At 67.1% G+C, this 26,833-nt stretch carries 28 protein-coding genes and 2 tRNA genes; 14 read left to right on the forward strand and 16 right to left on the reverse strand.

The genetic code is table 11. The features are described from left to right. Positions 1-3 precede the first annotated feature (3 nt). The 5 genes from dnaA (at position 4) to ACQPZ4_RS00025 (ending at position 6,277) form a co-directional block, all read left to right on the forward strand. The gene (gene dnaA, locus ACQPZ4_RS00005) at positions 4-1,797 is read left to right on the forward strand and encodes a chromosomal replication initiator protein DnaA (RefSeq protein WP_433054186.1); all 1,794 of its coding nucleotides are present in this window, start codon (positions 4-6) and stop codon (positions 1,795-1,797) included. Between the two features lie 841 nt (positions 1,798-2,638). After that, positions 2,639-3,769, forward strand: coding sequence for a DNA polymerase III subunit beta (gene dnaN, locus ACQPZ4_RS00010; protein WP_433054189.1), 1,131 nt, complete (start codon positions 2,639-2,641; stop codon positions 3,767-3,769). A gap of 15 nt (positions 3,770-3,784) precedes the next feature. Further along, entirely contained in the window at positions 3,785-4,657 is an 873-nt protein-coding gene (gnd, locus tag ACQPZ4_RS00015; protein WP_433054192.1) for a phosphogluconate dehydrogenase (NAD(+)-dependent, decarboxylating), read from the forward strand. A gap of 2 nt (positions 4,658-4,659) precedes the next feature. After that, positions 4,660-5,772 (forward strand): DNA replication/repair protein RecF, encoded by a 1,113-nt coding sequence (recF, locus tag ACQPZ4_RS00020; RefSeq protein WP_433054195.1) that lies wholly within the window; start codon positions 4,660-4,662, stop codon positions 5,770-5,772. Then, a complete protein-coding gene (locus ACQPZ4_RS00025) occupies positions 5,708-6,277 on the forward strand; it encodes a DUF721 domain-containing protein (protein ID WP_433054198.1) in 570 nt (189 codons plus the stop codon). The genes recF and ACQPZ4_RS00025 overlap by 65 nt, the downstream gene beginning before the upstream one ends. Here ACQPZ4_RS00025 and ACQPZ4_RS00030 read toward each other — a convergent pair. After that, a complete protein-coding gene (locus tag ACQPZ4_RS00030) occupies positions 6,274-6,831 on the reverse strand; it encodes a hypothetical protein (RefSeq protein WP_433054201.1) in 558 nt (185 codons plus the stop codon). The genes ACQPZ4_RS00025 and ACQPZ4_RS00030 overlap by 4 nt on opposite strands. A 424-nt stretch (positions 6,832-7,255) precedes the next feature. Here ACQPZ4_RS00030 and gyrB point away from each other — a divergent pair, with 424 nt between their 5' ends. The 6 genes from gyrB (at position 7,256) to ACQPZ4_RS00060 (ending at position 13,136) form a co-directional block, all read left to right on the forward strand. After that, positions 7,256-9,220 (forward strand): DNA topoisomerase (ATP-hydrolyzing) subunit B, encoded by a 1,965-nt coding sequence (gene gyrB / locus ACQPZ4_RS00035; protein ID WP_433054204.1) that lies wholly within the window; start codon positions 7,256-7,258, stop codon positions 9,218-9,220. 35 nt (positions 9,221-9,255) lie between these two features. Next, the gene (gene gyrA / locus ACQPZ4_RS00040; RefSeq protein WP_433054207.1) at positions 9,256-11,778 is read left to right on the forward strand and encodes a DNA gyrase subunit A; all 2,523 of its coding nucleotides are present in this window, start codon (positions 9,256-9,258) and stop codon (positions 11,776-11,778) included. Positions 11,779-11,853: 75 nt separating this feature from the next. Further along, complete coding sequence (locus tag ACQPZ4_RS00045; RefSeq protein WP_433054210.1) at positions 11,854-12,711, forward strand: DUF3566 domain-containing protein; 858 nt, start codon at positions 11,854-11,856, stop codon at positions 12,709-12,711. Positions 12,712-12,840: 129 nt separating this feature from the next. Beyond that, a tRNA-Ile gene (locus ACQPZ4_RS00050) sits at positions 12,841-12,914 on the forward strand. Between the two features lies 1 nt (position 12,915). Beyond that, a complete protein-coding gene (locus ACQPZ4_RS00055; RefSeq protein ID WP_360368069.1) occupies positions 12,916-13,044 on the forward strand; it encodes a DLW-39 family protein in 129 nt (42 codons plus the stop codon). A 19-nt stretch (positions 13,045-13,063) separates the two neighbouring features. Beyond that, positions 13,064-13,136 (forward strand) — tRNA-Ala (locus ACQPZ4_RS00060). A gap of 66 nt (positions 13,137-13,202) precedes the next feature. On the opposite strand, the gene ACQPZ4_RS00065 is transcribed toward ACQPZ4_RS00060, so the two are convergent. The 13 genes from ACQPZ4_RS00065 to ACQPZ4_RS00125 all read right to left on the reverse strand — a co-directional run bounded on the left by ACQPZ4_RS00065 (position 13,203) and on the right by ACQPZ4_RS00125 (position 21,156). Then, positions 13,203-14,426: a tyrosine-type recombinase/integrase gene (locus ACQPZ4_RS00065; protein WP_433054214.1), complete on the reverse strand. Its 1,224-nt coding sequence runs from the start codon at positions 14,424-14,426 to the stop codon at positions 13,203-13,205. A gap of 2 nt (positions 14,427-14,428) precedes the next feature. Then, positions 14,429-14,590 carry a helix-turn-helix transcriptional regulator gene (locus ACQPZ4_RS00070; protein ID WP_433054216.1) on the reverse strand — a complete coding sequence of 54 codons (162 nt, stop codon included), beginning with the start codon at positions 14,588-14,590 and terminating at the stop codon, positions 14,429-14,431. Positions 14,591-14,603: 13 nt separating this feature from the next. Then, positions 14,604-16,265: a replication initiator gene (locus ACQPZ4_RS00075; RefSeq protein ID WP_433054218.1), complete on the reverse strand. Its 1,662-nt coding sequence runs from the start codon at positions 16,263-16,265 to the stop codon at positions 14,604-14,606. After that, positions 16,262-16,645: a hypothetical protein gene (locus tag ACQPZ4_RS00080; protein WP_433054221.1), complete on the reverse strand. Its 384-nt coding sequence runs from the start codon at positions 16,643-16,645 to the stop codon at positions 16,262-16,264. Before ACQPZ4_RS00080 ends, ACQPZ4_RS00075 begins: the two co-directional genes overlap by 4 nt. Then, positions 16,642-17,157, reverse strand: a complete 516-nt coding sequence (locus tag ACQPZ4_RS00085) for a DUF2637 domain-containing protein (protein ID WP_433054224.1) — start codon at positions 17,155-17,157, stop codon at positions 16,642-16,644. The genes ACQPZ4_RS00080 and ACQPZ4_RS00085 overlap by 4 nt, the downstream gene beginning before the upstream one ends. Then, positions 17,154-17,324, reverse strand: coding sequence for a hypothetical protein (locus tag ACQPZ4_RS00090; RefSeq protein WP_433054227.1), 171 nt, complete (start codon positions 17,322-17,324; stop codon positions 17,154-17,156). The genes ACQPZ4_RS00085 and ACQPZ4_RS00090 overlap by 4 nt, the downstream gene beginning before the upstream one ends. A gap of 28 nt (positions 17,325-17,352) precedes the next feature. Beyond that, a complete protein-coding gene (locus ACQPZ4_RS00095; RefSeq protein WP_433054230.1) occupies positions 17,353-17,586 on the reverse strand; it encodes a spread protein in 234 nt (77 codons plus the stop codon). Further along, entirely contained in the window at positions 17,583-19,166 is a 1,584-nt protein-coding gene (locus ACQPZ4_RS00100; RefSeq protein ID WP_433054233.1) for an FtsK/SpoIIIE domain-containing protein, read from the reverse strand. Before ACQPZ4_RS00100 ends, ACQPZ4_RS00095 begins: the two co-directional genes overlap by 4 nt. 27 nt (positions 19,167-19,193) lie before the next feature. Continuing rightward, positions 19,194-19,328 carry a hypothetical protein gene (locus tag ACQPZ4_RS00105; RefSeq protein WP_433054235.1) on the reverse strand — a complete coding sequence of 45 codons (135 nt, stop codon included), beginning with the start codon at positions 19,326-19,328 and terminating at the stop codon, positions 19,194-19,196. Between the two features lie 157 nt (positions 19,329-19,485). After that, entirely contained in the window at positions 19,486-19,695 is a 210-nt protein-coding gene (locus ACQPZ4_RS00110; protein WP_433054238.1) for a hypothetical protein, read from the reverse strand. Beyond that, positions 19,692-20,087, reverse strand: coding sequence for a transcriptional regulator (locus tag ACQPZ4_RS00115; RefSeq protein WP_433054241.1), 396 nt, complete (start codon positions 20,085-20,087; stop codon positions 19,692-19,694). Before ACQPZ4_RS00115 ends, ACQPZ4_RS00110 begins: the two co-directional genes overlap by 4 nt. A 100-nt stretch (positions 20,088-20,187) precedes the next feature. Beyond that, entirely contained in the window at positions 20,188-20,919 is a 732-nt protein-coding gene (locus tag ACQPZ4_RS00120) for a GntR family transcriptional regulator (protein ID WP_433054244.1), read from the reverse strand. 6 nt (positions 20,920-20,925) lie between these two features. Then, the gene (locus ACQPZ4_RS00125; RefSeq protein ID WP_433054247.1) at positions 20,926-21,156 is read right to left on the reverse strand and encodes a hypothetical protein; all 231 of its coding nucleotides are present in this window, start codon (positions 21,154-21,156) and stop codon (positions 20,926-20,928) included. 192 nt (positions 21,157-21,348) lie between these two features. On the opposite strand from ACQPZ4_RS00125, the gene ACQPZ4_RS00130 reads away from it, so the two are divergent. From ACQPZ4_RS00130 to ACQPZ4_RS00140, 3 genes are read left to right on the forward strand one after another with little or no spacing between them, the layout of a single operon-like run. Then, on the forward strand, positions 21,349-22,212 hold the full coding sequence (locus ACQPZ4_RS00130; RefSeq protein WP_433054250.1) for a GntR family transcriptional regulator: 864 nt from the start codon (positions 21,349-21,351) through the stop codon (positions 22,210-22,212). Next, the gene (locus ACQPZ4_RS00135; protein WP_433054253.1) at positions 22,209-22,898 is read left to right on the forward strand and encodes an HAD family hydrolase; all 690 of its coding nucleotides are present in this window, start codon (positions 22,209-22,211) and stop codon (positions 22,896-22,898) included. The genes ACQPZ4_RS00130 and ACQPZ4_RS00135 overlap by 4 nt, the downstream gene beginning before the upstream one ends. A gap of 44 nt (positions 22,899-22,942) precedes the next feature. After that, positions 22,943-23,767: an aminoglycoside phosphotransferase family protein gene (locus tag ACQPZ4_RS00140; protein WP_433054256.1), complete on the forward strand. Its 825-nt coding sequence runs from the start codon at positions 22,943-22,945 to the stop codon at positions 23,765-23,767. Positions 23,768-23,811: 44 nt separating this feature from the next. Here the strand turns inward: ACQPZ4_RS00140 and ACQPZ4_RS00145 are convergent, their stop codons facing one another. Next, entirely contained in the window at positions 23,812-24,858 is a 1,047-nt protein-coding gene (locus ACQPZ4_RS00145; protein ID WP_433054259.1) for a hypothetical protein, read from the reverse strand. Continuing rightward, a complete protein-coding gene (locus ACQPZ4_RS00150; RefSeq protein ID WP_433054262.1) occupies positions 24,845-26,035 on the reverse strand; it encodes a hypothetical protein in 1,191 nt (396 codons plus the stop codon). Before ACQPZ4_RS00150 ends, ACQPZ4_RS00145 begins: the two co-directional genes overlap by 14 nt. Positions 26,036-26,833 lie beyond the last annotated feature (798 nt).

A 26,833-nucleotide genomic window follows, 5' to 3' on the forward strand; every position in this document is an offset into this window, starting at 1 on the left:
ACGGTGGACACCGACCTCGCAGCGATCTGGAACGCCGCGACGAACCAGCTCGCTGACGGGCTCGACTCGGCGCAGCAGCGTGCGTATCTACGCATGACGCGGCTGCGCGCGATCGTCGAGGACACCGCGCTGCTCTCCGTGCCGGACCCGTACTCGCGCGACATGATCGAGAGCCGCCTGCGCCCGGTCATCACGGAGGCGCTCTCCCGGCTGCTGGGCCGGCCGATCCAGGTGGCCGTGACGGTCCGCCCGCCCGAGGACACGCCGACGCTGCCGGCCCCGTCCGCGTCGCACTGGTCCAACGGCACCATGCGCGAGCCGCTGCCGAACCTCAACAGCGACGACCCGACCGGCGAGCGCCGGATGAGCGAGCTGCGGCCGAACGGCCAGAACGGCCAGAACGAGCACCGCGTGCCGGAACACCGCGGCGTCGCGCAGGTGCCGCAGCAGGACCACGACCGCCTCTTCGACCTCCCCGGCGACATCAAGCCGGCCGACTCGTGGCGCAACGAGCACTCCGGCACCGCCGTCGAGGCCGCCACCGACGCGAGCCGCTACGAGCAGTCGAAGTACGAGCCCTCCAAATACGAGCCCTCCAAATACGAGCCGTCCAAATACGAGCCGTCCAAGTACGAGCAGCAGTACGAACAGCAATACGAGCCGCGCGAGCGCGAGCCGCAGCGCGACGAGCTGCCGCCGCCCCGCCCCTCGACCCCCGGCACGGGCCGCGAGGACCGCCGCGCCCAGACGCCGGGCGGGGACTCCGCGGGAAACCGGCTCAACCCGAAGTACACCTTCGAGACCTTTGTCATCGGTTCCTCGAACCGCTTCGCGCACGCCGCGTCGGTCGCGGTGGCCGAGTCGCCGGCCAAGGCCTACAACCCGCTGTTCATCTACGGCGGCTCCGGGCTGGGCAAGACGCACCTGCTGCACGCCATCGGCCAGTACGCGACCATGCTCGGCAACGCGCGCTTCGTGCGGTACGTGTCGACCGAGGAGTTCACGAACGAGTTCATCAACAGCCTGCGCGACGACAAGACCCAGGCGTTCCAGCGGCGCTACCGCGACGTGGACATCCTCCTGATCGACGACATCCAGTTCCTGGAGACCCGCGAGCGGACCCAGGAGGAGTTCTTCCACACGTTCAACACGCTGCACAACGCGAACAAGCAGATCGTGATCAGCTCCGACCGCTCCCCGCGGCAGCTGGCCACGCTGGAGGACCGGCTCCGCACCCGGTTCGAGTGGGGCCTGCTCGCCGACATCCAGCCGCCGGACCTCGAGACGCGTATCGCCATCCTGCAGAAGAAGGCGGCCCAGGAGCGGCTCTTCGCCCCGCCGGACGTGCTGGAGTTCATCGCGTCGCGGATCGCCTCGTCCATCCGCGAGCTCGAGGGCGCGCTGATCCGGGTCACCGCGTTCGCCAACCTGACCCGCTCCCCGGTCGAGCTGAGCCTGGCCGAGGAGGTGCTGCGGGACTTCATCCCGGACGGCTCCGGCCCGGAGATCACGGCCGACCAGATCATGGCGTCGACGGCGGACTACTTCGGCGTGAGCCTGGAGGACCTGCGCGGGCACAGCCGCTCGCGGGTACTCGTGAACGCCCGCCAGGTGGCCATGTACCTCTGCCGCGAGCTCACCGACCTCTCGCTGCCCCGCATCGGGCAGGCGTTCGGCGGCCGCGACCACACGACCGTCATGCACGCGGACCGCAAGATTCGCCAGCAGATGGCCGAGCGGCGGTCGCTGTACAACCAGATCGCCGAGCTGACGAACCGCATCAAGCAGACGACCTGACACCAGTTATCCCCAGGGAAACCGGTATCCACGGATCTTTCGCACAGGGTGTGGACAGCAAGTTGTCCACACCCTGCTTGCTGTCCTGACCTTGTGGTAGTCGCCAAATGGCCATACGTTATCCACAGTCCGCCCACAGGTTTCCGCAGGTCATCCACAGGCAGTTAGGGTCGCAAGTTCGGTGGGTTGTCCCCAACTTCCACACGCTGTCCACAGAAATCCTGTGGATAACTCCGTTCGTGCCAATTTCGGGGCCGGAGTCACCGAACGGCTACCGATCGCACACAGGCTCCATGCACAGGCTGTGGATAACTCCTGGGGATCCCGTGTGGACGAGCTGTGGACGCATCCGGAGAGTGAGTGGACAACCGACCGAACGTGAGCGGGGTTCGGGCCCTACGATATCCACAGCCACGGGAAAACCCTGGGGATTACCGGTGGACAACCGGTGGACAAACTCTGTGGATAGTCGTTCGTCCACAATCCACAGGGCTGCACACACCGGTTCATGCACAGCTCATCCTCAGTCAGACAAGTGGGTTGACCTGGGAAAAGGGCCGTTTTCCACAGTTTCCACACCACCTACTATTACGAAGTATTTCTCTTTTATAAGGGAGAAAAAACAATCTTCGGTGTGTGGATGGAGGCCGGGCCGCCGGTCTCGGCGGGGTCGGTGCACGATCCGGCTCCGGAGGCCCTAAGGTCGATGAGCGAGTCCAGCACCGGCGACAATCGACCCCACTGCCACGTACGCCCCGGAGCGAAATCCCGGCGGCCGGGGGTCATGGCGCGCACTGAGCGGCGAACATGAAGTACCGATGACGATTGCGGGAGGACCGCGATGAAGTTCCGAGTCGAGCGCGACGCGCTCGCCGATGCCGTTGCCTGGACGGCCAAGAGCCTGCCCAGCCGCCCCTCGGTGCCAGTGCTCGCCGGCGTCCTGCTGCGCGTCGCCGACGGCCGGCTGCAGGTGTCCGGATTCGACTACGAGGTCTCCAGCCAGGTCACCGTCGAGGTGCAGGCCGACGCGGACGGCGCGACGCTCGTCTCCGGCCGCCTCCTCGCCGAGATCACCAAGGCCCTGCCGGCCAAGCCGGTCGACGTCGCCGCCGTCGGTGCGCACGTCGAGATCACCTGCGGCAGCGCGCGCTTCACGCTGCCGACCATGCCGGTCGAGGACTACCCGACCCTGCCGGAGATGCCCGAGTCGGCCGGCACCGTCGAGGCCGCCGTGTTCGCGGGGGCCGTCTCGCAGGTGGCCATCGCCGCTGGCAAGGACGACACGCTGCCGATGCTCACCGGCGTCCGGATCGAGATCGAGGGCAGCAAGCTCACGCTGCTGGCCACCGACCGGTACCGGCTGGCGGTCCGGGAACTCGAGTGGCGCCCGGACGAGCCCGACATGAGCCTGGCCGCCCTGGTGCCGGCCCGCACCCTCGACGACACCGCGAAGACCCTGGGCCCGATCGGCGGCTCCGTGTCCGTCGCGCTGTCCCGCGGCAAGATCGGCGAGGGCATGATCGGGTTCGCCGGTGGCGCCCGGCGTACCACCTCGCGCCTGCTCGACGGCGACTTCCCGAAGGTCCGTGCGCTGCTGCCGGACCACCACAACGCCCAGGCGCGGATTCCGGTCGCCGCCCTCAACGAGGTCGTCCGCCGCGTCGGCCTGGTCGCCGAGCGGCAGACCCCGGTCCGGCTGTCCTTCAGCACCGACGGGCTCGTGGTCGAGGCCAGCGGCAGCGAGGACGCCAAGGCCAGCGAGGCGATGGACTGCCAGTACGAGGGCGAACCGATGACGATCGCCTTCAATCACCAGTATCTGCTGGACGGGCTCAAGGCACTCGACGCGCCCATTGCGGTGTTGTCGTTCACTGACCCGAAGAAGCCTGCGGTCATGTCTCCGGCAAAGGATGATGGAGAAATCGTCCCTGGGTACTGGTACTTGATCATGCCGGTTCGCATCGGCAGCTGATTCGGAGGCACCAAAATGCAGCTCGGTCTCATCGGCCTGGGCCGTATGGGCTTCAACATGCGCGAGCGGCTGCGCGCCGCCGGGCACGAGGTCATCGGCTTCGACCACCACCCCGACGTCACCGACGTTTCCTCGCTCAAGGAACTGGTCGAGAAGCTCGCCGCACCGCGCGTGGTCTGGATCATGGTCCCGGTGCAGTTCACCGAGCCCACGATCGACGAGCTCGCCGGCCTGCTGCAGTCCGGCGACATCGTGATCGACGGCGGCAACTCGCGCTTCAGCAACGACCGGCCGCGGGCCGAGAAGCTGGGGACCAAGGGCATCGGCTACCTCGACGTCGGCGTGTCCGGCGGCATCTGGGGCCGCACGAACGGCTACGCGCTCATGGTGGGCGGCGACAAGCAGTACGTCGACCACTGCATGCCGATCTTCGAGGGCCTCAAGCCCGAGGGCGAGTTCGGGTTCGCGCACGCGGGCGGCCCCGGCGCCGGGCACTACGCGAAGATGGTCCACAACGGCATCGAGTACGGCATGATGCACGCCTTCGCCGAGGGTTACGAGCTGCTCGAGGCCTCGGAGTACGTCGACAACATCCCCGAGGTCATCAAGAGCTGGCGGGCCGGCTCGGTCGTGCAGTCGTGGCTGCTCGACCTGCTCGACCGCGCGCTGGACGAGGACCCGCAGCTTGCCGGGATCAAGGGCTACGCCGACGACACGGGCGAGGGCCGCTGGACGGTCGAGGAGGCCATCCGCCTCGCCGTGCCGATGAACGTCATCGCCGCCTCGCTGTTCGCCCGGTTCGCCTCGCGCCAGGAGGACTCGCCGGCGATGAAGGCCGTCGCCGCGCTGCGCAACCAGTTCGGCGGCCACGCGGTCAAGAAGGACTGAACTTGTACGTCCGGGGCCTGGAGCTCGTCGATTTCCGCAGCTATGAGCGGGTGGTCGTCGAGCTGGGCCCCGGGCCGTGCGTGCTCGTGGGACCCAACGGCGTCGGCAAGACCAACCTCGTCGAGGCCCTCGCCTACGTGGCGACCCTGGAGTCGCACCGGGTCGCCACGGACGCGCCGCTCGTGCGCTTCGGGGCCGCCCGCGCGGTGGTCCGCTGCGCGGTGGTGCACGACGAGCGGGAGCTGCTGATCGAGCTCTCGATCGAGCCCGGCCGCGCCAACAAGGCCCGCCTCGGCCGCTCGCCCGTCACCCGCACGCGGGACATTCTCGGGGCCCTGCGCCTGGTGCTCTTCGCGCCCGAGGACCTCTCGCTGATTCGCGGAGACCCTTCAGAGCGGCGACGGTACCTCGATGAGCTCCTCGTCGCCCGCCAGCCCCGCTTCGCCGGTGTGCGCTCGGACTACGACCGGGTGCTCAAGCAGCGCAACGCCCTGCTGCGCAGCTCGTACCTGGCCCGCAAGACCGGCGGCAGCCGCGGCGGCGACCTGTCCACGCTCGACGTGTGGGACACGCACCTGGCCCGCCACGGCGCGCAGCTGGTGCGGGCCCGGCTCGACCTCGTCGACGCGCTCGCGCCGCACGTCGCCAAGGCGTATGCGGCAGTGAGCGCGAGCCGGTCCGACGCGCGCATCTCGTACACCTCCTCCTTCGCGCTCGGCGAGGACCTCGAGGCGGCCCTGCTCGCCGCGCTGTCCGAGTCCCGCCCGTCCGAGGTCGAGCGGGGCGTCACGCTGGTCGGGCCGCACCGCGACGAGCTCACGCTGACCCTGGGCGAGATGCCGGCCAAGGGGTACGCCAGCCACGGCGAGTCGTGGTCCTACGCGCTCGCGCTCCGGCTGGCCGCCTTCGACCTGCTGCGCGACGACGGCGTGGAGCCCGTCCTGGTGCTCGACGACGTGTTCGCCGAGCTGGACTCCGGCCGCCGGGACCGGCTCGCCGGGCTGGTCGGCGGGGCGAGTCAGGTGATCGTGACCTGCGCGGTGGAGGATGATGTCCCGTCGACGTTGCGCGGGATGCGCTTCGAGGTCGGCGGCGGGGAGGTTCGACGTGTCTGACGACAATCCTGAGCAGTCCGGCCCGGAGCTCGCGCGGGCCGCGGTGGAGGCCGCACTGGCCAAGCACCGGGCGCAGCCGCGCCGCCGGCCGCTGGCGGACGGGCAGCAGCCGCGGCGGCGCGGGGGGTACACCGGACCGGGTCCCGACCCCCGGGATCCCCAGCCCTTCGGCTCCGTGCTCGATCGCCTGGTGAAGCAGCGCGGCTGGGCCCGGCCGACGCGCGAGGCGCGGATCTTCGGCGAGTGGGCCAAGGTCGTCGGCGAGGACATCGCCGCGCACAGCCGGCCGATCAAGCTGGAGGACGGCGAGCTGACCATCGAGGCCGAGTCGACCGCGTGGGCGACGCAGCTGAAGATGCTCGCGACCAAGCTGCTGGCCGGCATCGCGCGTGAGGTCGGTCACAACGTGGTCAAGCGGCTGCACATCCACGGGCCGAGCCAGCCGTCCTGGAGCAACGGGCCGCGGCGCATCCGGGGCCGGGGGCCCCGCGACACGTACGGCTAGAAGTCCGCGTAGACGGCGAACCCGCGGTTGGCGCAGCGCCGGTAGAACTTGGCCAGGACGTCGAGCTCGGCGATGGAGTACGACCACTGGGGCGCGTTGCCGGAGTCGTCCCGCAGCGCGTCCAGCCGGCTCTGCAGCCACCGCAGCTGCTGTTCGGCCAGGCGGGAGCCCTCGAGGGCCTTGCGCAGCACGGCGCTCACCGATTCGAACGTGATCTCGTCGCCGTACTCGCTGTGGCCGTTGACGAACCGCTCCAGCCCGCCGGCGATCCAGGCGCAGTCGTCCGGGCTGATCACCGGATCCTCGTCCTCGGCGGCCGCATCTGTGGCGAAGAGCACGCCGTTGAGTCCGAAGAGGAGGTCGACCAGCTCCGTGTACCCCGTGACGCGTACCGTTCCGGTCTTGGCCACGTGGTCGGCCAGGGCCGACGCGGGCCCGGCGTGCAGCGGCAGCTTCTCGGCCAGGTCGGCGAAGTCGACGAACTCGGCCGGCGCGACCGGGTCGTAGAACCGACCGGTGCGCGGCCACTGCACGGCGACGTTGTCCAGCCCCATCGCGCACCCCTCTGCTGCTTCCACGACGCACCCGCCCCCGCGGCGGGGAACATACGGCACGAACGGCCACTTGCGCGACCCCCGGAGGTTCCAAAAGGCCGATTCAGCGGTGGTACTGCCTGTGCCGCCCGCCACCAGGCGCGAGGACCCCTTCCGCATGGGGGGACCTTCGACCGGCACCGTTCGGGCCGCTACGGCGATTACAGGCCCGTCCCGGTGCGAAATTGTCGCCCGGACACAGTAGGATTGCACTGGCTCAGAGAACAGTCGATCACATCCCGCGTGAGCGTCACAGCGGTGGTCGGCCCGCCGAGGTCAGGGCGCTTGCCAGAGAAGCGCTGGGCCCCGGCGTGCCTGCTTCCGCCCCGGGCACCCACGCACCGACTCCGCACGAGACCCGGGACGCCCCGCGCGTGGCCGGCCAGTGCGAGAAAGCGACCAGAGGGTGGCAGCAAACAAGCCCGAACAGTCCTACGACTCCTCCTCGATCACCGTCCTCGAAGGACTCGAGGCGGTCCGCAAGCGGCCCGGTATGTACATCGGCTCCACCGGCGAGCGCGGACTGCACCACCTCGTGTGGGAGGTCGTGGACAACGCGGTCGACGAGGCCCTGGCCGGATACTGCGACACGATCGAGGTCACGCTGCTCGCCGACGGGGGCGTGCGCGTCGTGGACAACGGCCGCGGCATCCCGGTCGACATGCACCCCAAGGAGAAGCGGCCCACCGTCGAGGTCGTCCTCACCGTCCTGCACGCCGGCGGCAAGTTCGACGGCCAGGCCTACGCGGTCTCCGGCGGTCTGCACGGCGTCGGCATCTCGGTCGTCAACGCGCTGTCGACGCGCATCGACCTGAAGATCTGGAAGGACGGCTACGTCTGGACCCAGACGTACAACAACTCCAAGCCTGAGCCGCTGCAAAAGGGCGAGGAGACCGACCAGACCGGCACCAGCGTCACCTTCTGGCCCGACCCGACGATCTTCGAGACGACCGTGTTCGTCTACGAGACGCTGTACCGGCGCATCCAGGAGTACGCCTTCCTGAACCGCGGCCTGAAGATCCAGCTGCGCGACGAGCGGCCGGACACGCCGGAGGAGAAGAAGGAGGTCGTCTTCTGCTACGAGGGCGGCATCGCCGACTTCGTGCGGCACCTCAACGCCACCAAGACGCCGATCCACCGCACCGTCGTGGAGTTCGGCGCGGAGGGCGAGGGCATCGCGGTCGAGATCGCCATGCAATGGAACGAGTCGTACGGCGAGAGCGTCTACACGTTCGCCAACACGATCAACACGCATGAGGGCGGCACCCACGAGGAGGGCTTCCGCTCCGCGTTGACGTCGGTCGTGAACAAGTACGGAGCGGACAAGAAGTTCCTCAAGGGCGACGAGAAGCTCACCGGTGAGGACATCCGCGAGGGCCTGGCCGCGATCATCTCGGTGAAGCTGGCCAACCCGCAGTTCGAGGGTCAGACCAAGACCAAGCTCGGCAACACCGAGGCGCGCAGCTTCGTGCAGAAGGTGTGCAACGAGTGGCTGGTCGACTGGTTCGACCGCAACCCGGCCGAGGTCAAGACCATCATCACCAAGGCCTCGCAGGCCGCCCGGGCGCGCATCGCCGCCTCGCAGGCGCGCAAGCTGGCCCGGCGCAAGTCGCTGCTCGAGTCCGGTTCGATGCCGGGCAAGCTGGCCGACTGCCAGTCCAACGACCCGCGACTCTGCGAGGTCTTCATCGTCGAGGGCGACTCGGCCGGCGGCTCGGCCAAGCAGGGCCGCGACCCGCGGGTCCAGGCGATCCTGCCGATCCGCGGCAAGATCCTCAACGTGGAGAAGGCGCGCATCGACCGCGTGCTGAAGAACAACGAGGTCCAGGCGCTCATCACGGCGCTCGGCACCGGTATCCACGACGAGTTCGACATCGAGAAGCTGCGGTACCACAAGCTGATCCTGATGGCGGACGCCGACGTCGACGGCCAGCACATCCAGACCCTGCTGCTGACGCTGGTCTTCCGGTTCATGCGCCCCCTGATCGAGCTCGGGCACGTGTATCTGGCGGCGCCCCCGCTGTACAAGATCAAGTGGAACAAGAAGGGCGACGACGCGCAGTACGCGTACACCGACCGGGAGCGCGACGGCCTGATCGAGCTGCGGCAGCGCACCAAGCCCAACGCCAAGCCGGACGACATCCAGCGCTTCAAGGGCCTCGGGGAGATGAACTACCCGGAGCTCTGGGAGACCACGATGAACCCGGAGACCCGGATGCTCCGCCAAGTGACCTTGGACGACGCTGCAACCGCGGACGAGCTCTTCAGCGTCCTCATGGGCGAAGACGTGGAAGCTCGACGCTCGTTCATCCAGCGCAATGCCAAGGACGTCCGGTTCCTCGACATCTGATCCGTGCCGGCTAGAGAAGAAAAGGAATATCAAGCGTGACGGAACCGACTTCCACCTCTGAGAACCCGGAAGAGACTCCGGCCGAGGGTGGGTCTGCGGTCGCCAGCCGTATCGAGCCGGTCGGCATCGAAGTCGAGATGCAGCGTTCGTACCTTGACTACGCGATGAGCGTCATCGTCGGTCGAGCCCTGCCCGACGTGCGTGACGGCCTCAAGCCCGTGCACCGCAAGATCCTCTACGCGATGTTCGACGGCGGCTACCGCCCGGACCGCGGCTACGTGAAGTGCGCGCGAGTCGTCGGCGACGTGATGGGTAACTACCACCCGCACGGCGACGCCTCTATTTACGACGCGCTCGTGCGGATGGCCCAGAGCTGGTCGCTGCGATACCCGCTGATCGACGGCAACGGCAACTTCGGCTCACCCGGCAACGACCCGGCCGCGGCCATGCGGTACACCGAGGCCCGCCTCGACCCGCTGGCCATGGAGATGCTGCGGGACATCGACGAGGAGACCGTCGACTTCGTCCCCAACTACGACGGCCGGGCCCAGGAGCCCACGATCCTGCCGTCGCGTATCCCCAACCTGCTGGTCAACGGCAGCACGGGCATCGCGGTCGGCATGGCGACGAACATCCCGCCGCACAACCTGCGCGAGATCGCGGCCGCGGTGCAGTGGTGCCTCGACCACCCCGACGCGGACGAGGCCGAGACCCTCGACGAGCTGATCACGATCGTCAAGGGCCCGGACTTCCCGACCAAGGGCCTCATCGTGGGTACCGCGGGCATCATCGACGCCTACCGCACGGGTCGCGGTTCGATCCGTATGCGCGCCGTGGTCGAGGTCGAGGAGGACACCCGGGGCCGGACCATCCTCGTGGTGACCGAGCTGCCATATGCGGTAAACCCCGACAACCTGGCCGAGCGGATCGCCGACCTGGTGAAAGAGGGCAAGCTCGCCGGCATCGCCGACATCCGCGAGGAGTCCTCCGGCCGCACCGGCATGCGCCTGGTGATCGTGCTCAAGCGCGACGCCGTCGCCAAGGTGGTGCTCAACAACCTCTACAAGCACACGCAGCTGCAGGAGACGTTCGGCGCCAACATGCTGGCGCTCGTCGACGGCGTGCCCCGCACGCTCAACCTCGCGCAGTTCGTCCGGCACTACGTCGCCCACCAGGTCGACGTCATCGAGCGGCGCACACGGTACCGGCTGCGCAAGGCCGAGGAGCGCGCGCACATCCTGCGCGGCCTGGTCAAGGCCCTCGACATGCTCGACGAGGTGATCGCCCTCATCCGGCGCTCGCCGAGCGCCGAGGAGTCCAAGAACGGCCTGATGAACCTCCTGGAGATCGACGACATCCAGGCCACCGCGATCCTCGACATGCAGCTGCGCCGGCTCGCCGCGTTGGAGCGCCAGCGCATCTTCGACGAGCTGGCGAAGATCGAGATCGAGATCGCGGACTACAAGGACATCCTGGCCAAGCCCGAGCGCGTGCGTCAGATCATTTCGGAGGAACTCGCCGAGATCGTCGCCCGCCGCGGCGACGACCGCCGCACCCAGGTCATCCCGTTCGACGGCGAGGTCTCCATGGAGGACCTCATCGTCCGGGAGGACGTTGTGGTGACGATCACGCGCACCGGCTACGCGAAGCGCACCAAGGTCGACCTGTACCGCTCGCAGAAGCGCGGCGGGAAGGGTGTCTCAGGTGCGACACTCAGGCAGGACGACATCGTCAGCCACTTCTTCGTGTGCTCCACGCACGACTGGATGTTGTTCTTTACGAATAAAGGTCGGGTATACCGGGCAAAGGCCTATGAACTGCCCGAGGCGCAGCGGTCGGCAAAGGGTCAGCACGTCGCCAACCTGCTCGCCTTCCAGCCCGACGAACACATCGCGCAGGTGATCGAGATCCCGAACTACCAGGTTGCGCCGTACCTCGTGCTGGCCACGAAGGACGGCCTGGTGAAGAAGACCAAGCTGGAGGAGTTCGACTCCAACCGCTCGGGCGGCATCATCGGCATCAACCTGCGCGAAGAGGACGAGCTGGTCGGCGCCGCGCTGCTCGGCCCGGAGGACGACCTCCTCCTGGTGAGCAAGCAGGCCCAGGCGATCCGCTTCACCGCCAACGACGAGGCGCTGCGCCCGATGGGCCGCGCGACCTCCGGCGTGATCGGGATGCGCTTCGCCGAGGGCGACGAGTTGCTCGCCATGGAAGTGGTGCGCGAGGGCATGGACCTGGACGTACTGGTGGCCACCGACGGTGGTTTTGCCAAGCGGACTCCCATCGAGGAGTATCCGAGGCAAGGGCGCGGCGGCAAGGGCGTCCTCACCGCTAAAATCACGTCGCGGCGCGGTGGTCTCGTCGGCGCGGTGGTGATCAGCCCGGACGATGAGCTGTTCGCCATCACCTCCAACGGTGGCGTGATCCGGACTCCCGTGAAGCCTGTACGGCGTACGAGGGATCGGAACACAATGGGGGTCAAGCTCATGGACCTTCCTGAGGGTGTGACCATCGTCGCGATCGCCCGCAACGCCGATGAGCCCGACGAACAGGACTAGTTGATGACAGACACACAGGCGAAGTCGGGGACCGCCTCGGCAACCGAAGAGGCCAAGCAGGCCGGAGAGGCTGCCATGACGGGATCTGACTCGGGGGCGCCTGCCGCCGGTGGAGAGCCTGGCTCGGTCAACGGGGCCGGCACGTCCGGCTCCAATTCGCCGGGCTCGGGCTCCGGGAGCTCGTTCGGCTCCGGTTCGGGCGGCTCGTTCGGTTCGGGGAGCTCGTTCGGTTCGGGCGACTCGTTCGGTTCGGGCGACTACACGACCGGGGGGACGCCGAAGTTCACGCGCGCCCCGGGCATGGCCCCGCCGCCGGACTCGCTGACGGTGCCGATCCAGTCGCCGGCCGCCGGCTCGCCGCCACCGGTCTCGATTCCGGGCACGATGGGCAGCACCGCGACGGGCACGGCCAGCGTCTCGGCCATCGCCCGCGCCGCGGTGCGCACGCCCGCCGCGGCCGCGACGCAGGCCATCAACACGCCGACCCCCGCGGTCAGCGGCTCGGCCCGCGTCACCGAGGCCGTGCGCGCCGCCCGCAAGACGGTCAGCTCCGCCGTGGGCCGCGGCCCCCGCCGGGCCCGCCTGCACCTCAAGCGGATCGACCCGTGGTCGGTGATGAAGTTCGCCTTCGCCGTGAGCTTCGTGCTCTTCGTGGTCCTGATCGTCGCCACGTCGGTGCTGTACCTGGCCCTGGACGCGATGGACGTCTTCAAGAGCATCAACAAGCTCCTCGCCGACCTGGTCAGCTCGACCGGCGGCTCGGCCGACAGCACCTTCCGCATCACCGCGAAGGGCGTCATCGGCGGCGCCGCCCTCCTGGGCGTCGTGAACGTGGTCCTCTTCACGGCCCTGGCAACGCTGGGCTCGTTCATCTACAACGTGTGCGCCGACCTGGTCGGCGGCATCGAGCTCACGCTCGCCGAAAAGGACTGACCTGCGGTTATGTCTCCCCTGGCGCAGGCGCGCCGCGCCAGGGGGGAACCGGTTTGAGGCGGGCGCGTGGGGTACGGTAACCTTCTGTTCGCACCGCTCCGGTTCCGCCGGTTCGAGTGGTGTTGTGCTGGGGCTATAGCTCAGTCGGTTAGAGCGCAGAGCTGATAACTCTGAGGTCGCTGGTTCGATTCCAGCTAGCCCCACATGTGGAAAAAGGTGCTTCTGGTGGTCGCCGTCGTCGGAGCCGCCGCCTACGTCGCGAAGCGCGTCAAGTCCGCCAACGAGGAGCGCGCGCTCTGGCACGAGGCGACGACCGCCCCGGACCTGCGCTAGTCTGTAGCCCAGCCCGAGCGGGGGCGTAGCTCAACTGGCAGAGCACCGCCTTTGCAAGGCGGGGGTTAGGGGTTCGAGTCCCCTCGCTTCCACCCCTCATCGGCCGTGGCCTGCGGTTGTGTGCCCGGCAAGATCGCCCGGTAAGCCTCGGGTAAGTCTCAGCTTCTTTTTCGGCGCGCGGCCGCTAGGGCTTCGCCGAAGATTCCGCGCGCCTTGATCCGCTTCGGCCAGAAGCCGACGTAGGTCCCGAGCGTCAGGCTCAGCGACTTGTGCCGGAGCGCCCGCTGTACCTCCTGCGGCTCGGCCCCGTTGGTGATGAGCACGGTGGCGAAGAAGTGCCGTAGCGCGTGGAACCCGGCGTGCTCGATGTTCGGCCAGCCGGCCGCCTCCCGCCACTTGCCCCACTCCCGGGACCAGATTCGATCGGTCAGCGGATTGCCGTGTCGGGAAGTGAACAGCAGCGGCACCGTCCGCCGGACCATTTCGTCGTCCGTGATGTCGGGCAGGTTGATCTCCACCGGCGGAAATTCCGCCACGTGCCAGGCGACGTGCTCCGCCACCAGGGCGTCGAGGTCCACGGTCCCGGAAGAGCCGGCCTTCGGCTCGGTCAGGTAGAACCCGCCGTACTCCTTCGGTGAGTACCGGAGCTGTTGCACGACGTGCAACTCAGCCTCTGCCGGGTCGATGCACCGGGGACCGTCCTCCATCCCCAGCGCCTCACCGAAGCGCAGCCCCTCCCCGGCTCCGAGCCAGCCGGCCGCTCGGTACCTCGGCGGCATGGTGTCCAACATCCGCCATACCTGGTCCGCAGTCGGCACCCACTTCGGAGCCGACGCCATGCCACCGAGCGTCTTCGCGAGCCGGATCCCCTCGCAGGGGTTGTCGTCGCGCTTCTTGTCACGAACCATTGCCGCGCAGATGGCGTCGAGCAGTTCGAAGTACAGCTTGATCGAGGACCGTGCGTGACCGTTCCTGCGCAACGCGCTGAGCCACTCCAGAACGCTGGTCTCCGTGATGTCGCCCAGCGCCTCACCCCCGAACACCGGGATGAGATGGACCTTCAGGTTCGACACCACACGCTCGCGCGTCTCGATTTGCCAGCCCATCTCCCGAGCGAGCCGCCAACGTTCCGCGTACTCGGCGAACGTCGAAGCAGTTGCCGAGAGAACTACACGCTTTGGTGACTGCGGCAGCTCGCCCTTGATCGCCTGACGCTCCCACTCCTCCGCGTCGGTCTTCCGGTGGAACGCCTTGGTCTCCTCCACGCCGCCCGGGTGAACGAACACCGCCCGCCAGCGCTTCCCGCGGCCATACCGCGCGGTCTTCACCTTCTCCTTGTTCGGCCCCAGCTTGGACGAGATCCACAAGTCGTAGACCGGCATGGTCAGGCCGCCTCCTGGTCGCGGAACCACGCCTGCACATCAGCCCGGTCATAGCGCAGGTGCCGGCCGACCTTCCTCGCCCTCGGCCCCTTCCGATGTGACCGCCACTGATACAGCGTCCCTTTGGGCACCCGCAGCAGCGCGGCCACCTCGTCGATCGACATGAACGGTTCCACCTCAGCCCCTCTCCCCGTGATCGCTGGTCGCCTGTTCCGAGGCGGCACCATATTGGGCCGCGCGATCCCGGGCGGCAGTGAGCGCGTTGCGCCACTGGATGCGCTGGGCGAGCGCTTTCAGGAGGCGGTGCCGCATGGGCAGGAGGTCAGGGTCATTGGGCCGGGCGAGTTCCCAGGCGACCGGGGCCGTGGACTCGGGTTCCGGCGCGTCGACGCCGAGCAGCGACCGGACCCACGCCTTCGCGTCGTATCGGTGGTCGGCGAGGGTCTTCCCAGACCAGTCCCGCGAGACGAGAATCCGCCGGCCACCGATGCCGAGGGTCGAGCGCTGGTGGACGCGGCCTTTGCAGTTGCCGGGACGGAGCCGGGCGTGGGCCTTCTTGGGCTGGATGCCGTAGAGCAGCCAGTTCGCGCACCGGTCCGAGCAGGGGGTGATGCGGAGCTCCCGCCAGAACCGTTCGAGGTGGTCCCGCTGGCGGTCAGTGGTGATGGCGTGGCAGTCCGCGGCGGACTTGGTGATGTACTTCGTGATGTAGCCGATTGCTCGCTCAGCGTCTTGGCCGTTCGCGTTGACGCCCTCAGCACGCAGCTGGACGCCAAACCGGATTACGTGCGCCGGTTCGTCCTCGATCGCGTCCAGTGCCTCATCCCAGGTGACCAGCGGCCGACCCGCCACGTCGCACCACGCCTCAGCGTCGGCGTTCCACAGTGGACGGCAGGTCGGTTCCTCGACCTTCGGCCACCACACCTGGTGGTAGGTCGCCGCCGCCACCTCGCGGAGGACCGTGCGGGGGATGGTGCCTCGGATCGCGAAGTGGGCGTGGGGAGCCAGACGACGTTGCGGCTCAACGCATCCGGCGTACTGGACGTTCCAGCCGACGCAGCGGCGCAGGTTCTGCCAGAACCGGTCGAGCAGGCGGGGGAAGGCGATCGCATCCCAGGCCGCCCGTCGATAGTCGTATGTGGACGGATCGACCGGTGAACCGTCAGACCGTACGGCACCGTACGAGTCGAGGGTGACCGTCAGCCACATCGACGGCCGGTACTCGGTGCCGTCCGGGGCGGCGTAGGTGCGGCCGATGGTGCGCGGGTCGACCTTCTGCCGGGGTAGCGCGGGTGCGTCCTGGCGTCGCTTGGTGGTCCGTTGTCGCTTTGGCTCTGCCGGCTTCTGGTGCGCTGGTGCCACGCTGCCCCGCAGTCCTTCGGCCGCGATCGCTTCTTCCACGTTGCGGATCGCGGTGTCGATCTGCTCGACCAGATCCCAGGCGGACGTGCGGACCGCTTCGTCGCGGGCGTGCTCCAGCTGGGCCCGTTCACCGATAAGCCTCCGCTGCCCATCCGTGGCCGGCACAGGACCGGGCGCCGGTTCGTCGGTGCGGTGCCAGCCCTCCCGGATCTGGACCTTGCGCAGCCGACGAGCCCGTTCCGCGCACGGCGGGCATTTGTCGTCCCGGGTGGCGCCGCAGGGCACGTCGATGATCTCGGTTTTGCCGGTCTGCAGGTCGGTGCGGCGCAGCCCGACCGGGCGCAGGCACACCCCGTACTCGGCCGCCATGTCTTTGACGACGTCGGCCGCCAAAGGGATGAGCATCCGGGCGGCGCGCGAGCCGGGCCGGGGCTGCTGCTCCTCGGGTTCGAGGCCGGGCAGTGCGGTGACGGTCACCGGTGCCCACATCCCCGGCAGTGCGTGTCGCGGTTGCCGACCATCAGCGCGGCGACGACGAGGACCAGGGCGATGGTGCCGCAGATGACGAGCCAGTGCGTCATCACCCAGGTCACGAGCAGCCACACGCCCCAGCCGATCCCGCCGACGAGGGCGAGCCCGCCGAGGACGACCGCGACCTGTGCTGCGCGGCGCCGGCCTTTCCGCTCGGGGACGGGCTCGAGGAGTGTCACATCGATAGCGAACCGGCCGTTGCCGAGCGGTTGCGGACGTCCGTAGCGGACGAGGTGTCCCCGGGCGTGGGCCGAGCGCAGGACGTTGGCGAGCTGGTCCGCCGGGCCGGTCAGGTAGTGGTCCACGGGCTGCAGTTCGCCGGTCATCGCACGACTCCTGACGGGATGGCGCCGTTGATGCGGGGCGCCGGTGCGATGACGTGGATTTCCTTGACCGGCAACGGTTCCGGGTCCGCGACGGCGTCCGGGGATGACGGTTTGTGGTCGCTGGACGCGAGCAGCGCGGTGGCCGCCATGACCATCAGCCCGTCGACGGCGGCCGGGCCGAACATCGAGGTGAGGCCGTCTTCGCCGTAGTGGCGGATCAGCGCCGAGAGGTGGCGGTACGAGACCACCGCGGCCACGGCCGCCACGATGAGGACCCCGCCGTACCGGGCCAGCCACCACCATTTCCCCGCCGGCCACTCGGTCCGGATGAGGATTTCCACGGCGACGAACAGGGCGATGGGCCAGAACATCGCTGTCGCGACCGCGCCAACCTCCGGGCTCCAGCCCAGCGGGGCACCGACGGGGGCGACGTAGCAGTGCGCGACGTTCGCAGCGAGCGAGGCGACTCCGCCGAAGATGGTGCCGATGTAGGCCCAGGTGCGACCGTTCATGAGGACCACCCGAAGCCGTCGATGTCCTCGGCGTGGGTGCGGGCGTGGCGGCGACGAGCGGCGTTGATGATGTCGGCCTGGTCGTCGCGGGCGCTGGTGCAGTACGGGCAGGGCAGGTCGGGGTTGCGGTGGGCGGTGTCGGGACAGCGCCGGTGCTGGCGTCGCATGAGAGGGGTCTCCTTCGCGAGCGGGCGGTCAGCGAGGCTTGGGGGTGATCGGGACGCGAATCCAGTCCGGTGGGGTGCCGGTGGAGGCGACCGCTTCGGACAGGCAGCGCCACAGCGCCCACGCCTCGTCCGGGGTCAGGTACATGCGGCGCCGGCCGGGGCCGACCGCGACGTACAGGTCTTCGCCCTCGGTGACTCGGACGGTTACCGGCGAGGTGCCACGCTCGACATCCGGGGCGCGGAGCCGGTAGAAGCGCCTCATGCCGCCGCCTCCCCGCCGAGGAGGTCCGCGAGGCTGTCGGGGAGCAGTGGCCCGGGCCGGTACCGGTGCGACGCAGGTTGCGAGCGGTGCTTCGCAGGTGCCGGGGCCGGTCGCGGTGCTACGACGAGCGGTGCGGCGTACAACTCGGCCATGGCCCGGATCTCGTCGTCGGTGACGTAGCCGAACCGCACCCGCAGCGGCTCCGGCCGGTCATCGAGCACGACGTAACCGATCCCGCGCAGACTCGGGTCTGCCGACAGCTGGTCTGCGAGGGCGCCACGGGCGCGGGAGCCGTCGCCGAGGATGAGGTCGACGTGGTTGCGTTCGTTGACCCGCAAGGCGATCCGGGCCGGGAAGAAGTCCCGCAGTTCCACGACCTCTTTGCGCGGGTCCTGAGTGAACGCGACCGCGAGGACGCCGAGGCCGCCGCCCTGGGTGAGGATCAGGCCGAGCGCGGCCCGGCTGCGGGCCCGCAGGTCCGGGTCCAGCAGCAACGCGACCAGCGCGAGGATTTCGTCCACGACGAGCACGTACAACGGCTCATCCACGGTCGGCGTGTGGAACCGGACGTGGCCCTGCATCCGGGCTTGCCGTTCGCGCATCTTCGCCACGAGCTCTTCGAGCATCTCGACCATGGCAGCCGGGTCGCTGAACTCGTACCGAGCGAACAGTTCACGGCCGAGCGACAGTTCGACGCCGCCCTTGGGGTCGATGCCCCACAGCTGCACCAGCCCTGTCGGAATGCCGGCCACGAGCGCCCGGACGAGCGACCACAGGACCGAGCCTTTCCCCGACCGGGTCGCGCCGACGACCAGCACATGCGTTGCGAGCAGCCGAAGCGCGAACGTCCGCAGGTCTTCACCCAGCCCGAGCGGCAGTCGTTCGAAGTCCGGTTCATCCGCGACCGGGAACGCGGGAACGATGTGCCGCAGCGGGTCACGGCGCGGAAATACCAGCCAGACCAGGCGCGGCCGGTCCCGATCCATCAGGCGCAGCAGGGGCGCCCAGCGGCCCTTTCTGACGGGCGGGGTGGTGCGGCGGCCGGTGTAGACGCGGCACTCGCGGGCGTTGAACGAGTACGCCAGGTTCGCCGAGGCCGCGTGGTACAGGTCCGGGTTCTGCCCGCGCGGCATCCGCAACAGCACCTCGTCCGCCGCAGCGGTGCACCGGACCCGCAGCAGCTTCGGCATGATCCGTGCACCGTCGAACCGCTCGGCGAGCTTGCACAGTGTCAAAGCCTCACGCCAATGCAGCTGGTACAAGCTGATCCGCCGCCACCACGCCAGCAGCGGCAGCAGCACCAACCGCTGACACGAGGGTCGCCAGCGCCACCACCACAGACCGACCGCGCCGGCTACGGCGATGAGGACCAGGACGAGCCAGCCGTGGCGGTACCAGAGCCAGATCCCGCCGAATGCCAGGCTCAGCGAGCACCAGTTGCGCCGGACGATCGGCAGGAGCCGGATTAGCGCGCGGGCCGCGTGCCACGCCAGGACCGGCACGACGACCCAGATCAGCAGCCACCAAGGCAGCGGCACGGACAGCCGCCGGAAGTTGACCAGCGGAGCGTTGTTTTTCACTTCGACCCTCCCCAGGGATCCCGGGGTTCAGCCGGCGGCCGTGAGGGTGGCGAACCGGCCGCGGTTGTCGCGGCGGAAGGCCAGGAATTCGAACGGCATGCCGGTGAACCAGCGGGTGAACCGCCCGGACGCATCACGCGCCACGGGCATCAGCAGCGGCACTTGGTTGGAGCAAGTGCGCAGGTCAGGCTGGAATGGGGAGCGGGATTTGGGCATGATGAAACCCGCCTTCCTCTGCCGCCCAGAAACACATGCCGGGGAAGAAGGGGGCGGTCTGTGTGCCGTCGGAAGCCGGACCGCCCCATCCCTCAAAGGTTGTTCAGGCCGCCGCCGGCAGGATGTCGTCCGCCTCGTGCAGCACCGCGAACACCCGCGCCAGCGCCGGACCGTCGAGGAACACCGCGACGTCGCCGGTCGCCTCGCCGATCTGCAGCCACACGCCCGCGTGTTCGGTCGAGCGGTGCAGCCGCAGCCGGGTACCGCTGCCGACGTGGACGTTCACCGAGACCACGGCGGCGCCGGTGCTCACTTGCTGGCCCTGCCCGCCGCCACCGGCACGCGGAACCCGGTCGCGCGCAGCGAGTAGGTCAGCCGCCCGGTGGTGTCCGGCACGTACGGCGTGACCGTCATGCCCTCGAACTCCACCGGCGAGAACGGCACCGACGACTCCGGTACCGGCCGCACCGGGGCCGTGATCTTCACCGCCACCTCGCGGGAACGGCCGGCGAGGTCGGGGTCCATGTCCATGACCCGTACCGTCCACACCCGCTCACCGGTGAGCTTGTCCACGGCCGGGGTCCGCGAACGGGTCTTCTCGTTGAAGTCCTGCGCCTCGACGATCGAGTCCGGGACCAGCACACAGCCGGCCGGAAACACGTCCTCGAACCGCACCGAAAACCTGGTCCCACCCTTCAGAGCCATTGCGTCTTCGCTCCCTCAAGCCGTCCTGGCTACTTGACTAACCAAGTAAGCCAAGCGTGACATGACCAACATGGCTAGTCAAGTAGGCAGCGAAGATCCTTTATGTGAGCCGGAACCGGGAAGTCAGTTCAACCGCCTCCCGAGCGACGAGGGCATCCACGACGACGAGCGGCCGCCCATCGGCGTCGAGGACGGACAGAAGGATGGACGGCAGGCAGTGTCGGCGGTCCGTGTCGAGGGCGGTCGCCTCGAACAGAGACGGAATACGGGCGCCGACCTGCTCCACCACGTACGTGGCGACGACCGTCCGTCGCCGTTCCAGGTACTGGATCAGGTCGTCGGCCCCGGGCGCGTCGGTGTGCAGCTGCACCTCTTCGGCCAACGGCGCATCGATGTATGCGGAGGTGAGTCCCACCGGCCGACCACTGGCGGGCGTGAGGAGGTACCGCCTCGTCACGAGTTTGATGCCGTGCCGCCGACCTAGGATCGCCGCAATGGCGGGCGGTGCCGCCGTTCGGCCGGACGTCAGCAGCGCGGCATCCGCGAACATGCCGGGCCGCAGCAGGTGCCGAGCACGCCGAGGCAGCGAGGCGAGCGTAGGGGCGGGCCGGCCGAGTACGAACCGTCCTTTGCCTTGCTGGCCTTCAACCCAGCGCTGTTGCCGCAGGTATTCGAGCGCCCGGACCACCGTCGAGCGCGACACCCTGAACTCGCGCACCAGCTGCGCCTCGCTCGGCAGCATCTCGCCGATCGGGTAGGTCCCGTCAGTCATCTGCGCTTGGAGGGTGGAGATGATCGCGGCGTACTTCGGCTGACTGGAATCGGTGGGCACGGTCGGCTACCTCGCGCCGGCGGACACGGCCAGGAGGTGGGACACGTTCGTGACGAGTTCGAGTGCCTGCACCTCAGTCAGGTCGGCGCCCTCGTCCGTGCCGTCCGCGAATTCGAGCAGGAGGTTGGTCGGGCCGTCTTCGAGCATCCATAGCGAGGCCGACACCGCAGTACCGGTGTCGGGATCGTTGGTGCCGTTGACCGACCGCGACCTGTGGATTGCGTACTTGCCGCTCACCCGCCCGACCGGACACCGTTCTCGATCGCACCAGTGCGGGTGAAACACTTCGCTCATCGCAGCCTCCGATCGTCAATTCAAATTTGGCTAGCTTGGCTAGTCAAATATGACGATAGATGGACCACGGATCCCGCACAAGAAACAGGCGGGTGGATATTTCTAGCCTGGCTAGCCAGGTCGTAGGCTGATCGCGTGAACGGCGTAGTCGAGAGTCTCGACGGACTGGACCCGGACGACCCGCGGCCCGCTTCGCAGCAGATTGCGAACGTGCTGCGAGCCGCGATTCTCACGCGCCGATTCCAGCCAGGCGAACGGCTCCCGTCACAGAACGAGCTAGCCGACCGCTACGGCGTCGCCCGCGAGACCGTCAAGGTCGCGTTGCGCGTGCTGCGCGAGGAACGGCTGATTGTGAGCCGCCAGGGGAGCGGCGCGTTCGTTCGCGCGCAGACCGAGCGCCCCGTTGGCCTTCGCCCACACATCGAAGCCGCGTTCGAGCGCCAGCACGTGTCCATCGACTTCGCCGGCTTCTCCAGCGAGACCCTGCACGGCGCGCTCACGGAACCGCTGGACAAGATTCGCGCGGGTCGCCTCACGCCGGAGTCCATTGCCGTGCGCATCCTGGTGCCGGACCACTCTCAGCCGGCCGCCGTTCCGTCTGCGATCGACGGACCGGAGAACGACAAGGCCGTGCGCGACCGCGCCACGAGGATCAGCCGCCGCCACAGCGAGGCGATCGTCGACTCGGTGCGCGAGCTGGGGGAGTTGGGTCTGGTTCGGTCCGCGACTGCCGAGGTGCGCACCCACGGGACCGCCGCCCTGTTCAAGGTCTACGTGCTGAACAACAGCGAAGCGTTCTTCGGCTTCTACCCGGTGGTTCGCCACACGGTGACCATCGCCCAGGAGCCGGTACCCATCTTCGACGTGATGGGCAAGGACATACCGCTGTTCCAGTTCGCCGTAGGCGACGAAGAGGACCTGGCCACGCAGTACGTGCAGCAGGCCCGAGCCTGGTTCGACAGTGTGTGGACCACCATCGCGCATGAGCAGCAGCCGTGACGAAGACGCTTGTGGATGTCGTTCGGACCGCACGCGTGCTGTTGCTGGACTTCGACGGGCCGGTGGCCAACCTCTTCGCCGGCTGCCCGGCCGCAGCCATCAGTGAGCAGCTGCGTGAGCTTGCGGCATCCCAAGGCTACGACTTAGCCGCGAGCGACATGCTGGCACTCCTGCGCGAGGCAGCGTCCCACGGCGACGAGCAGCTGACCCGGCTAATCACCGACGCCGCGCGGGACGCCGAAGCGCAAGCGGCTGAGTCCGCGACGCCGACACCTGGCGTGGTTGACGTCCTGGCAGCAGCGCGCACGTCAGGCCGTCCGGTCGCCATCGCCAGCAACAACGCCACCGAGGCTGTCGAGGCCTACTTGCGCCGCCTGGACCTCGGCGGCGCCGTCGACCTGATTGTGGGCCGGTACGACGGCATGGACCCGGTGCTGCTGAAGCCGCATCCACACCTAGTACGTCGAGCCATTGAGGGCGTAAACGCTAGGCCGGAAAGCCTGCTGTTCGTGGGTGACTCACCCAGTGACATTGAGGCTGGCCGTGCGGCAGGCACGACGACCGTGGGGTACGCCAACAAGCCTGGCAAGCGGGAGCGCTTGAAGGGCGCGGGCGCTGGCTTTGTCATCGGCGACATGAGCGAACTCGCCGACGCCCTGCGCCTGGCGCCTCTATCCATGCGTTGACGTGACTTGCTCCTCCGACCTCCCATCCTTGCCCAGGAGCACCGATGACCGATTGGCTAGCCGTTCCGGACAACGTGGTTGATGGCGTTCGTGAGCGCTGGCCCGATCGTGCCGAACCGTGGTTGTCCACCGCAGGTGAGGCTTTGGCCGAGCTGTGCGCTGAGTTCAACGGCCGCCCCCGCGATGTCCTACACGCTCGATACGGCTATGTCGTAACTGTCGACACCCCCGATGGTGGCCTGGTTATTCGGTCCAGTCCGGACCCTGATGGCCCGATACAGGCCAAGGTTTCGGAGGCGATGGCGGCGCTGAACGTCGCGCCAGCTATCCACCGCGTCGTCGTCACTAAATTAGCCACCTGGACGGTGATGGACGAGATTCAGCCTGGATTGCCATTTGCATTGACAGATCGTTCCGTAGCCGACCTCGAAGCCCTTGCCGCGCCCCTAGCCGTTCTGCGTGACGAGCCGGCACCAATCGTGGGAATGATGTCCCTGGCTTCGTGGATTCGAGGACGGCTCGAGGATGACTACCTGACCGACATGCCCGTCTGGCAGGTTCCGGCATCTGATTCCGAGCGGAGTGCAGCGCTGGATCTACTCGTGGATCTGGACCGCGGTACGGAGATTCGTTTGTGTCACGGTGACGCTTCGACATGGAATCTGCTGCTGTCCAGCGCGAACAGTTGGGTTTTGATCGATCCACGAGGAATCTCCGGCGAGGTGGCGTATGACTTAGCCGTATTAGCGATGAAGGTCAGAGGAAGACATACCGCAGCCGAGGTTTGTCGACGATTCGCGGCCGTGGCTGGGATAGACAGGGAGCGGGTCGTCGCCTGGATGAAGGTTGCGATTGCAGCTCGCGTCTAGGTTGGCTTTGGAAGACGATCCAATTGACCAGAGAACTTGCCTGTCTAGAAGCCTAAGTCAACGATCGACGATTGCTTGTTCGCAAGCTCTTCGGCAAGACGGCTCGGCTGGGCCTTAAACAGAAGGCTAAGAGCGAGCTCTTGCTCATCCTTCGTATCGAGATCGACACTAACGACAAAGCCCGAACGGTCGACGCGCCCCTTAAGTTCACCACGGTTGAGAGTGCTAAAGATAATCGACGCTATCCTCGTGCGCAACGCGTCTACGTCGCTGTTGTCGCGCCACCTGGTCGAAACGTTGAATGTCGCCTGCTTTAATGCATCGGTGGCGTCGATATAGACGCAATCGGGTGTGACCGCTAAACCGATCACATGCATGCAGTAGATGAGCACCCGCTCCGTCAGTAAGCGGAGGCAGTAGTCCTTCTCGTCGGCGTCTTGGTTCTCTGCAGCCGACGGATCATACGGGATAATGTATATGGGTCGGGCTTCGTCCGGGTTGCCTTCGGTTATTAGTCGTCTTCCTCTAATTTCACCAAGCTTCTCCTCGCCTGCACCTCTCGCGACATTGAGCACGGCATAGAGGCCGTCATCCTCGATGGTGAGCCCAATGACAGCTGGCACCGCTGACGGCAATTCGAGCACCCTCAGCTCCTCGGTGAGAGCCTCGAGGGTGCTTAGAAGCCATAGTGCGTCGTCATCAGAGGTGACATAAACAACGAACGCTTCCCCGGGTGAACCAAGCGCATTGTCGGCATCCGCGCAGGCAATCAAGATCTTACGAGCCTGTTTGGCCGTGGACGATGACGTTGTAAAGCCGGAAGCCTTACATTCGAGCACTAGATGGTGGCCATCATTAGCGTTTCGAAACAGCAAGTCAGGAACCGGAGGCTCTGGCGTCAGAGCGGCAGCTTTGAACGACAGCCGAGTTGCTGGTGATACGCCGAGCTTTTTGGCGAGAGCGCGCACCACATAGCCGGCCTTCCCATAGGAAGACTCCGGATTTGACTGGCCGCTATTCGGTTTTAACACCAGCCACAAGCATGCGTTAACTTGAAAAACCGGATCCTTCGTGAGGTCATGAAGCGACACGGTCCACGTCCGGCCGCGGAACAAGGTCCGAGTAGTTTACGCCCCCAACGTACGCTGTCACATTCGGATCGACAAATCGCTGGATATTTGATACCAGCCTGTTGATGGTATTACCGCATGTGCCTTTGGGGAGGACCGCCACAACACGTTGAGGTGTTAGCTCCAGCAACAGCGGCTGCCAAAGGTGTAGATCGATGGCGTTGGCCTGTACCTTACGTTCGCTCAACCAGTTCGGAAAGCCACCGATCCTGAATCTGTTATTTCGCTTATTGAAAAGTGTCATGACCCAGCGGCGGAATGTCGGCTCCGGCAGAGGTTGACCGAAAATAAGCTCCGCTACGGCTCCGTTTAGCTCAAGGTCACCGACGCCATTTGTTGAGTCGGCAAACCAGAGCCGATCTTCGACATCCGCTGTCAGTTGAGAATATACGTCAACAACATATTTGAGTGCGCCGCGGTGGTCCAGGAAAGAGTCGCTCCGATTGGTTATCTTCCCATCAAAATATAGGTCATGACCTCCGCGTGACGCCGCTGGAATGCGGAGATGGGTTATTGAATGTAATGGCGCATACATCTCCTGTAATGGAACCATGCGCGCTGCGATAACATCGAGCTTGTCAACCATCGTGAACCGCGATGTGCGTCGCTCGGAGTCTATGCCATCACTCTCCGACTCTTCGATGTCGAAAAGTGACTCGTGTTCGAAGGTGAGTCTGCCGTACCGTTTACCGGTGTTGACTGAACGCACATAGTCCCAAAGTGCGCCGAATGTCTGAGAAGAGATCCAAAGATGGTCGAGCATGGGGTTAGTCAAGACTGCTTTGCCAACTAGGCCGTCCGACTGGCGCGAAGGAAGCAGTGTATACAAGGCTAGGTATCGACTCCCGAATCGCTCGGCGAGGGCAATTCCCTGTCGCTTGTCATCGACGATTCGGAAAACTGTTTCTTCATCCCCAATTGCCTCGCCGAACAGACCACTTCTCCGAAGAATTCTCTCGAATTCTTCAGGCTCCGCCGAAGGGCCTACCGTTTCCAGAAGGTATGACTTCAAGAGGCCGCCTGGCAATTTCTTTCTAGAGGCGGCGTCGGGAACTTCACTCGTGAACCCATCGAAGAGATCAAAGTACTCTTCCTGGGTCTCTAGATGCGGTATGTACGCATTGCGCGGTGTGGCCATCTGCCCTCCGATCCCGACGCAGCGCGCCTACAGCATCACATGTGGTCATCACCCAGGACATCGTAGCTGCTGTGACTAGTGGAGGGCCATGTCGGATCGCCAGCTGAGAAGCGGCTGAGGACTAGGGCAAGAGGTCGCAGGGAGCGCAGATCGGGCAACCCGAACTGGCGGAGGAATAGGAACCTCGACACGGTCGTCGCAAGGCTGTCCTGCGCGGGTGGTGACCAGCCTTCGCAGCGCGAAGCGCGCTCGGATCATGTCAACGCGAGGCCCCTCGGCGGTATTGCTGGCGATATCGTCGAAGGGGGTATGAACTGCTGAATTTGGCTGTACTAGATCAAGGCGCCTACGGCGCAGCCCGCACGCGGTCACCAGGTCGGTGGGCAAGCGGCGCCCGCGCTCCGCGCCGGCGCCGGAAACCCGCCGGCCGGGAAGCCGCGTACGGGCCACGCCGGGTCCTGGAAGAGCGTCGATCAGGGCCAGACCGTCACCGGTCCAGCAGCTTCGGCCCCATGTCCGTCGGGCGGTCGACCGTTGCTCCCGCGGACACCGGTCGCTGGCGCTCCCTGCCGACTGATCGGTTAGTCGCGCTCTTTGCCTCCGGCGGGGCCTCCAGCCGGGGGCCTCAGGGTTCCGGTGGGCGCCCCTCCGCACCCCCGCCGTCCAGACAAGCCAACGGGCCGACGACGGGGGCCGCCGAGCGTGGTCGCGGAGGTCGCGGTCCGTACTCACGCGGGCAGCCCCCGCCGTCGGCCCGTTCCCCAAAGGGTGGACGACGGGTATACGGAGGGGCTGGAG

This window comes from Dactylosporangium sp. CS-033363, from assembly GCF_050942475.1.
Classification (GTDB): Bacteria; Actinomycetota; Actinomycetes; order Mycobacteriales; family Micromonosporaceae; genus Dactylosporangium.

Coding starts and splice junctions, on each gene's coding strand:
- ACQPZ4_RS00070 (WP_433054216.1), bottom strand. CDS start 14,590: ATGTCGATCGACGAGGTGGCCGCGCTGCTGCGGGTGCCCAAAGGGACG.
- ACQPZ4_RS00025 (WP_433054198.1), top strand. CDS start 5,708: ATGTCCCGTCGACGTTGCGCGGGATGCGCTTCGAGGTCGGCGGCGGGG.
- ACQPZ4_RS00090 (WP_433054227.1), bottom strand. CDS start 17,324: ATGCGACGCCAGCACCGGCGCTGTCCCGACACCGCCCACCGCAACCCC.
- gnd (WP_433054192.1), top strand. CDS start 3,785: ATGCAGCTCGGTCTCATCGGCCTGGGCCGTATGGGCTTCAACATGCGC.
- ACQPZ4_RS00065 (WP_433054214.1), bottom strand. CDS start 14,426: ATGCCGGTCTACGACTTGTGGATCTCGTCCAAGCTGGGGCCGAACAAG.
- ACQPZ4_RS00045 (WP_433054210.1), top strand. CDS start 11,854: ATGACGGGATCTGACTCGGGGGCGCCTGCCGCCGGTGGAGAGCCTGGC.
- dnaN (WP_433054189.1), top strand. CDS start 2,639: ATGAAGTTCCGAGTCGAGCGCGACGCGCTCGCCGATGCCGTTGCCTGG.
- ACQPZ4_RS00150 (WP_433054262.1), bottom strand. CDS start 26,035: ATGGCCACACCGCGCAATGCGTACATACCGCATCTAGAGACCCAGGAA.
- ACQPZ4_RS00085 (WP_433054224.1), bottom strand. CDS start 17,157: ATGAACGGTCGCACCTGGGCCTACATCGGCACCATCTTCGGCGGAGTC.
- ACQPZ4_RS00140 (WP_433054256.1), top strand. CDS start 22,943: ATGACCGATTGGCTAGCCGTTCCGGACAACGTGGTTGATGGCGTTCGT.
- ACQPZ4_RS00080 (WP_433054221.1), bottom strand. CDS start 16,645: ATGACCGGCGAACTGCAGCCCGTGGACCACTACCTGACCGGCCCGGCG.
- ACQPZ4_RS00115 (WP_433054241.1), bottom strand. CDS start 20,087: ATGGCTCTGAAGGGTGGGACCAGGTTTTCGGTGCGGTTCGAGGACGTG.
- ACQPZ4_RS00030 (WP_433054201.1), bottom strand. CDS start 6,831: ATGGGGCTGGACAACGTCGCCGTGCAGTGGCCGCGCACCGGTCGGTTC.
- ACQPZ4_RS00095 (WP_433054230.1), bottom strand. CDS start 17,586: ATGAGGCGCTTCTACCGGCTCCGCGCCCCGGATGTCGAGCGTGGCACC.
- ACQPZ4_RS00055 (WP_360368069.1), top strand. CDS start 12,916: ATGTGGAAAAAGGTGCTTCTGGTGGTCGCCGTCGTCGGAGCCGCCGCC.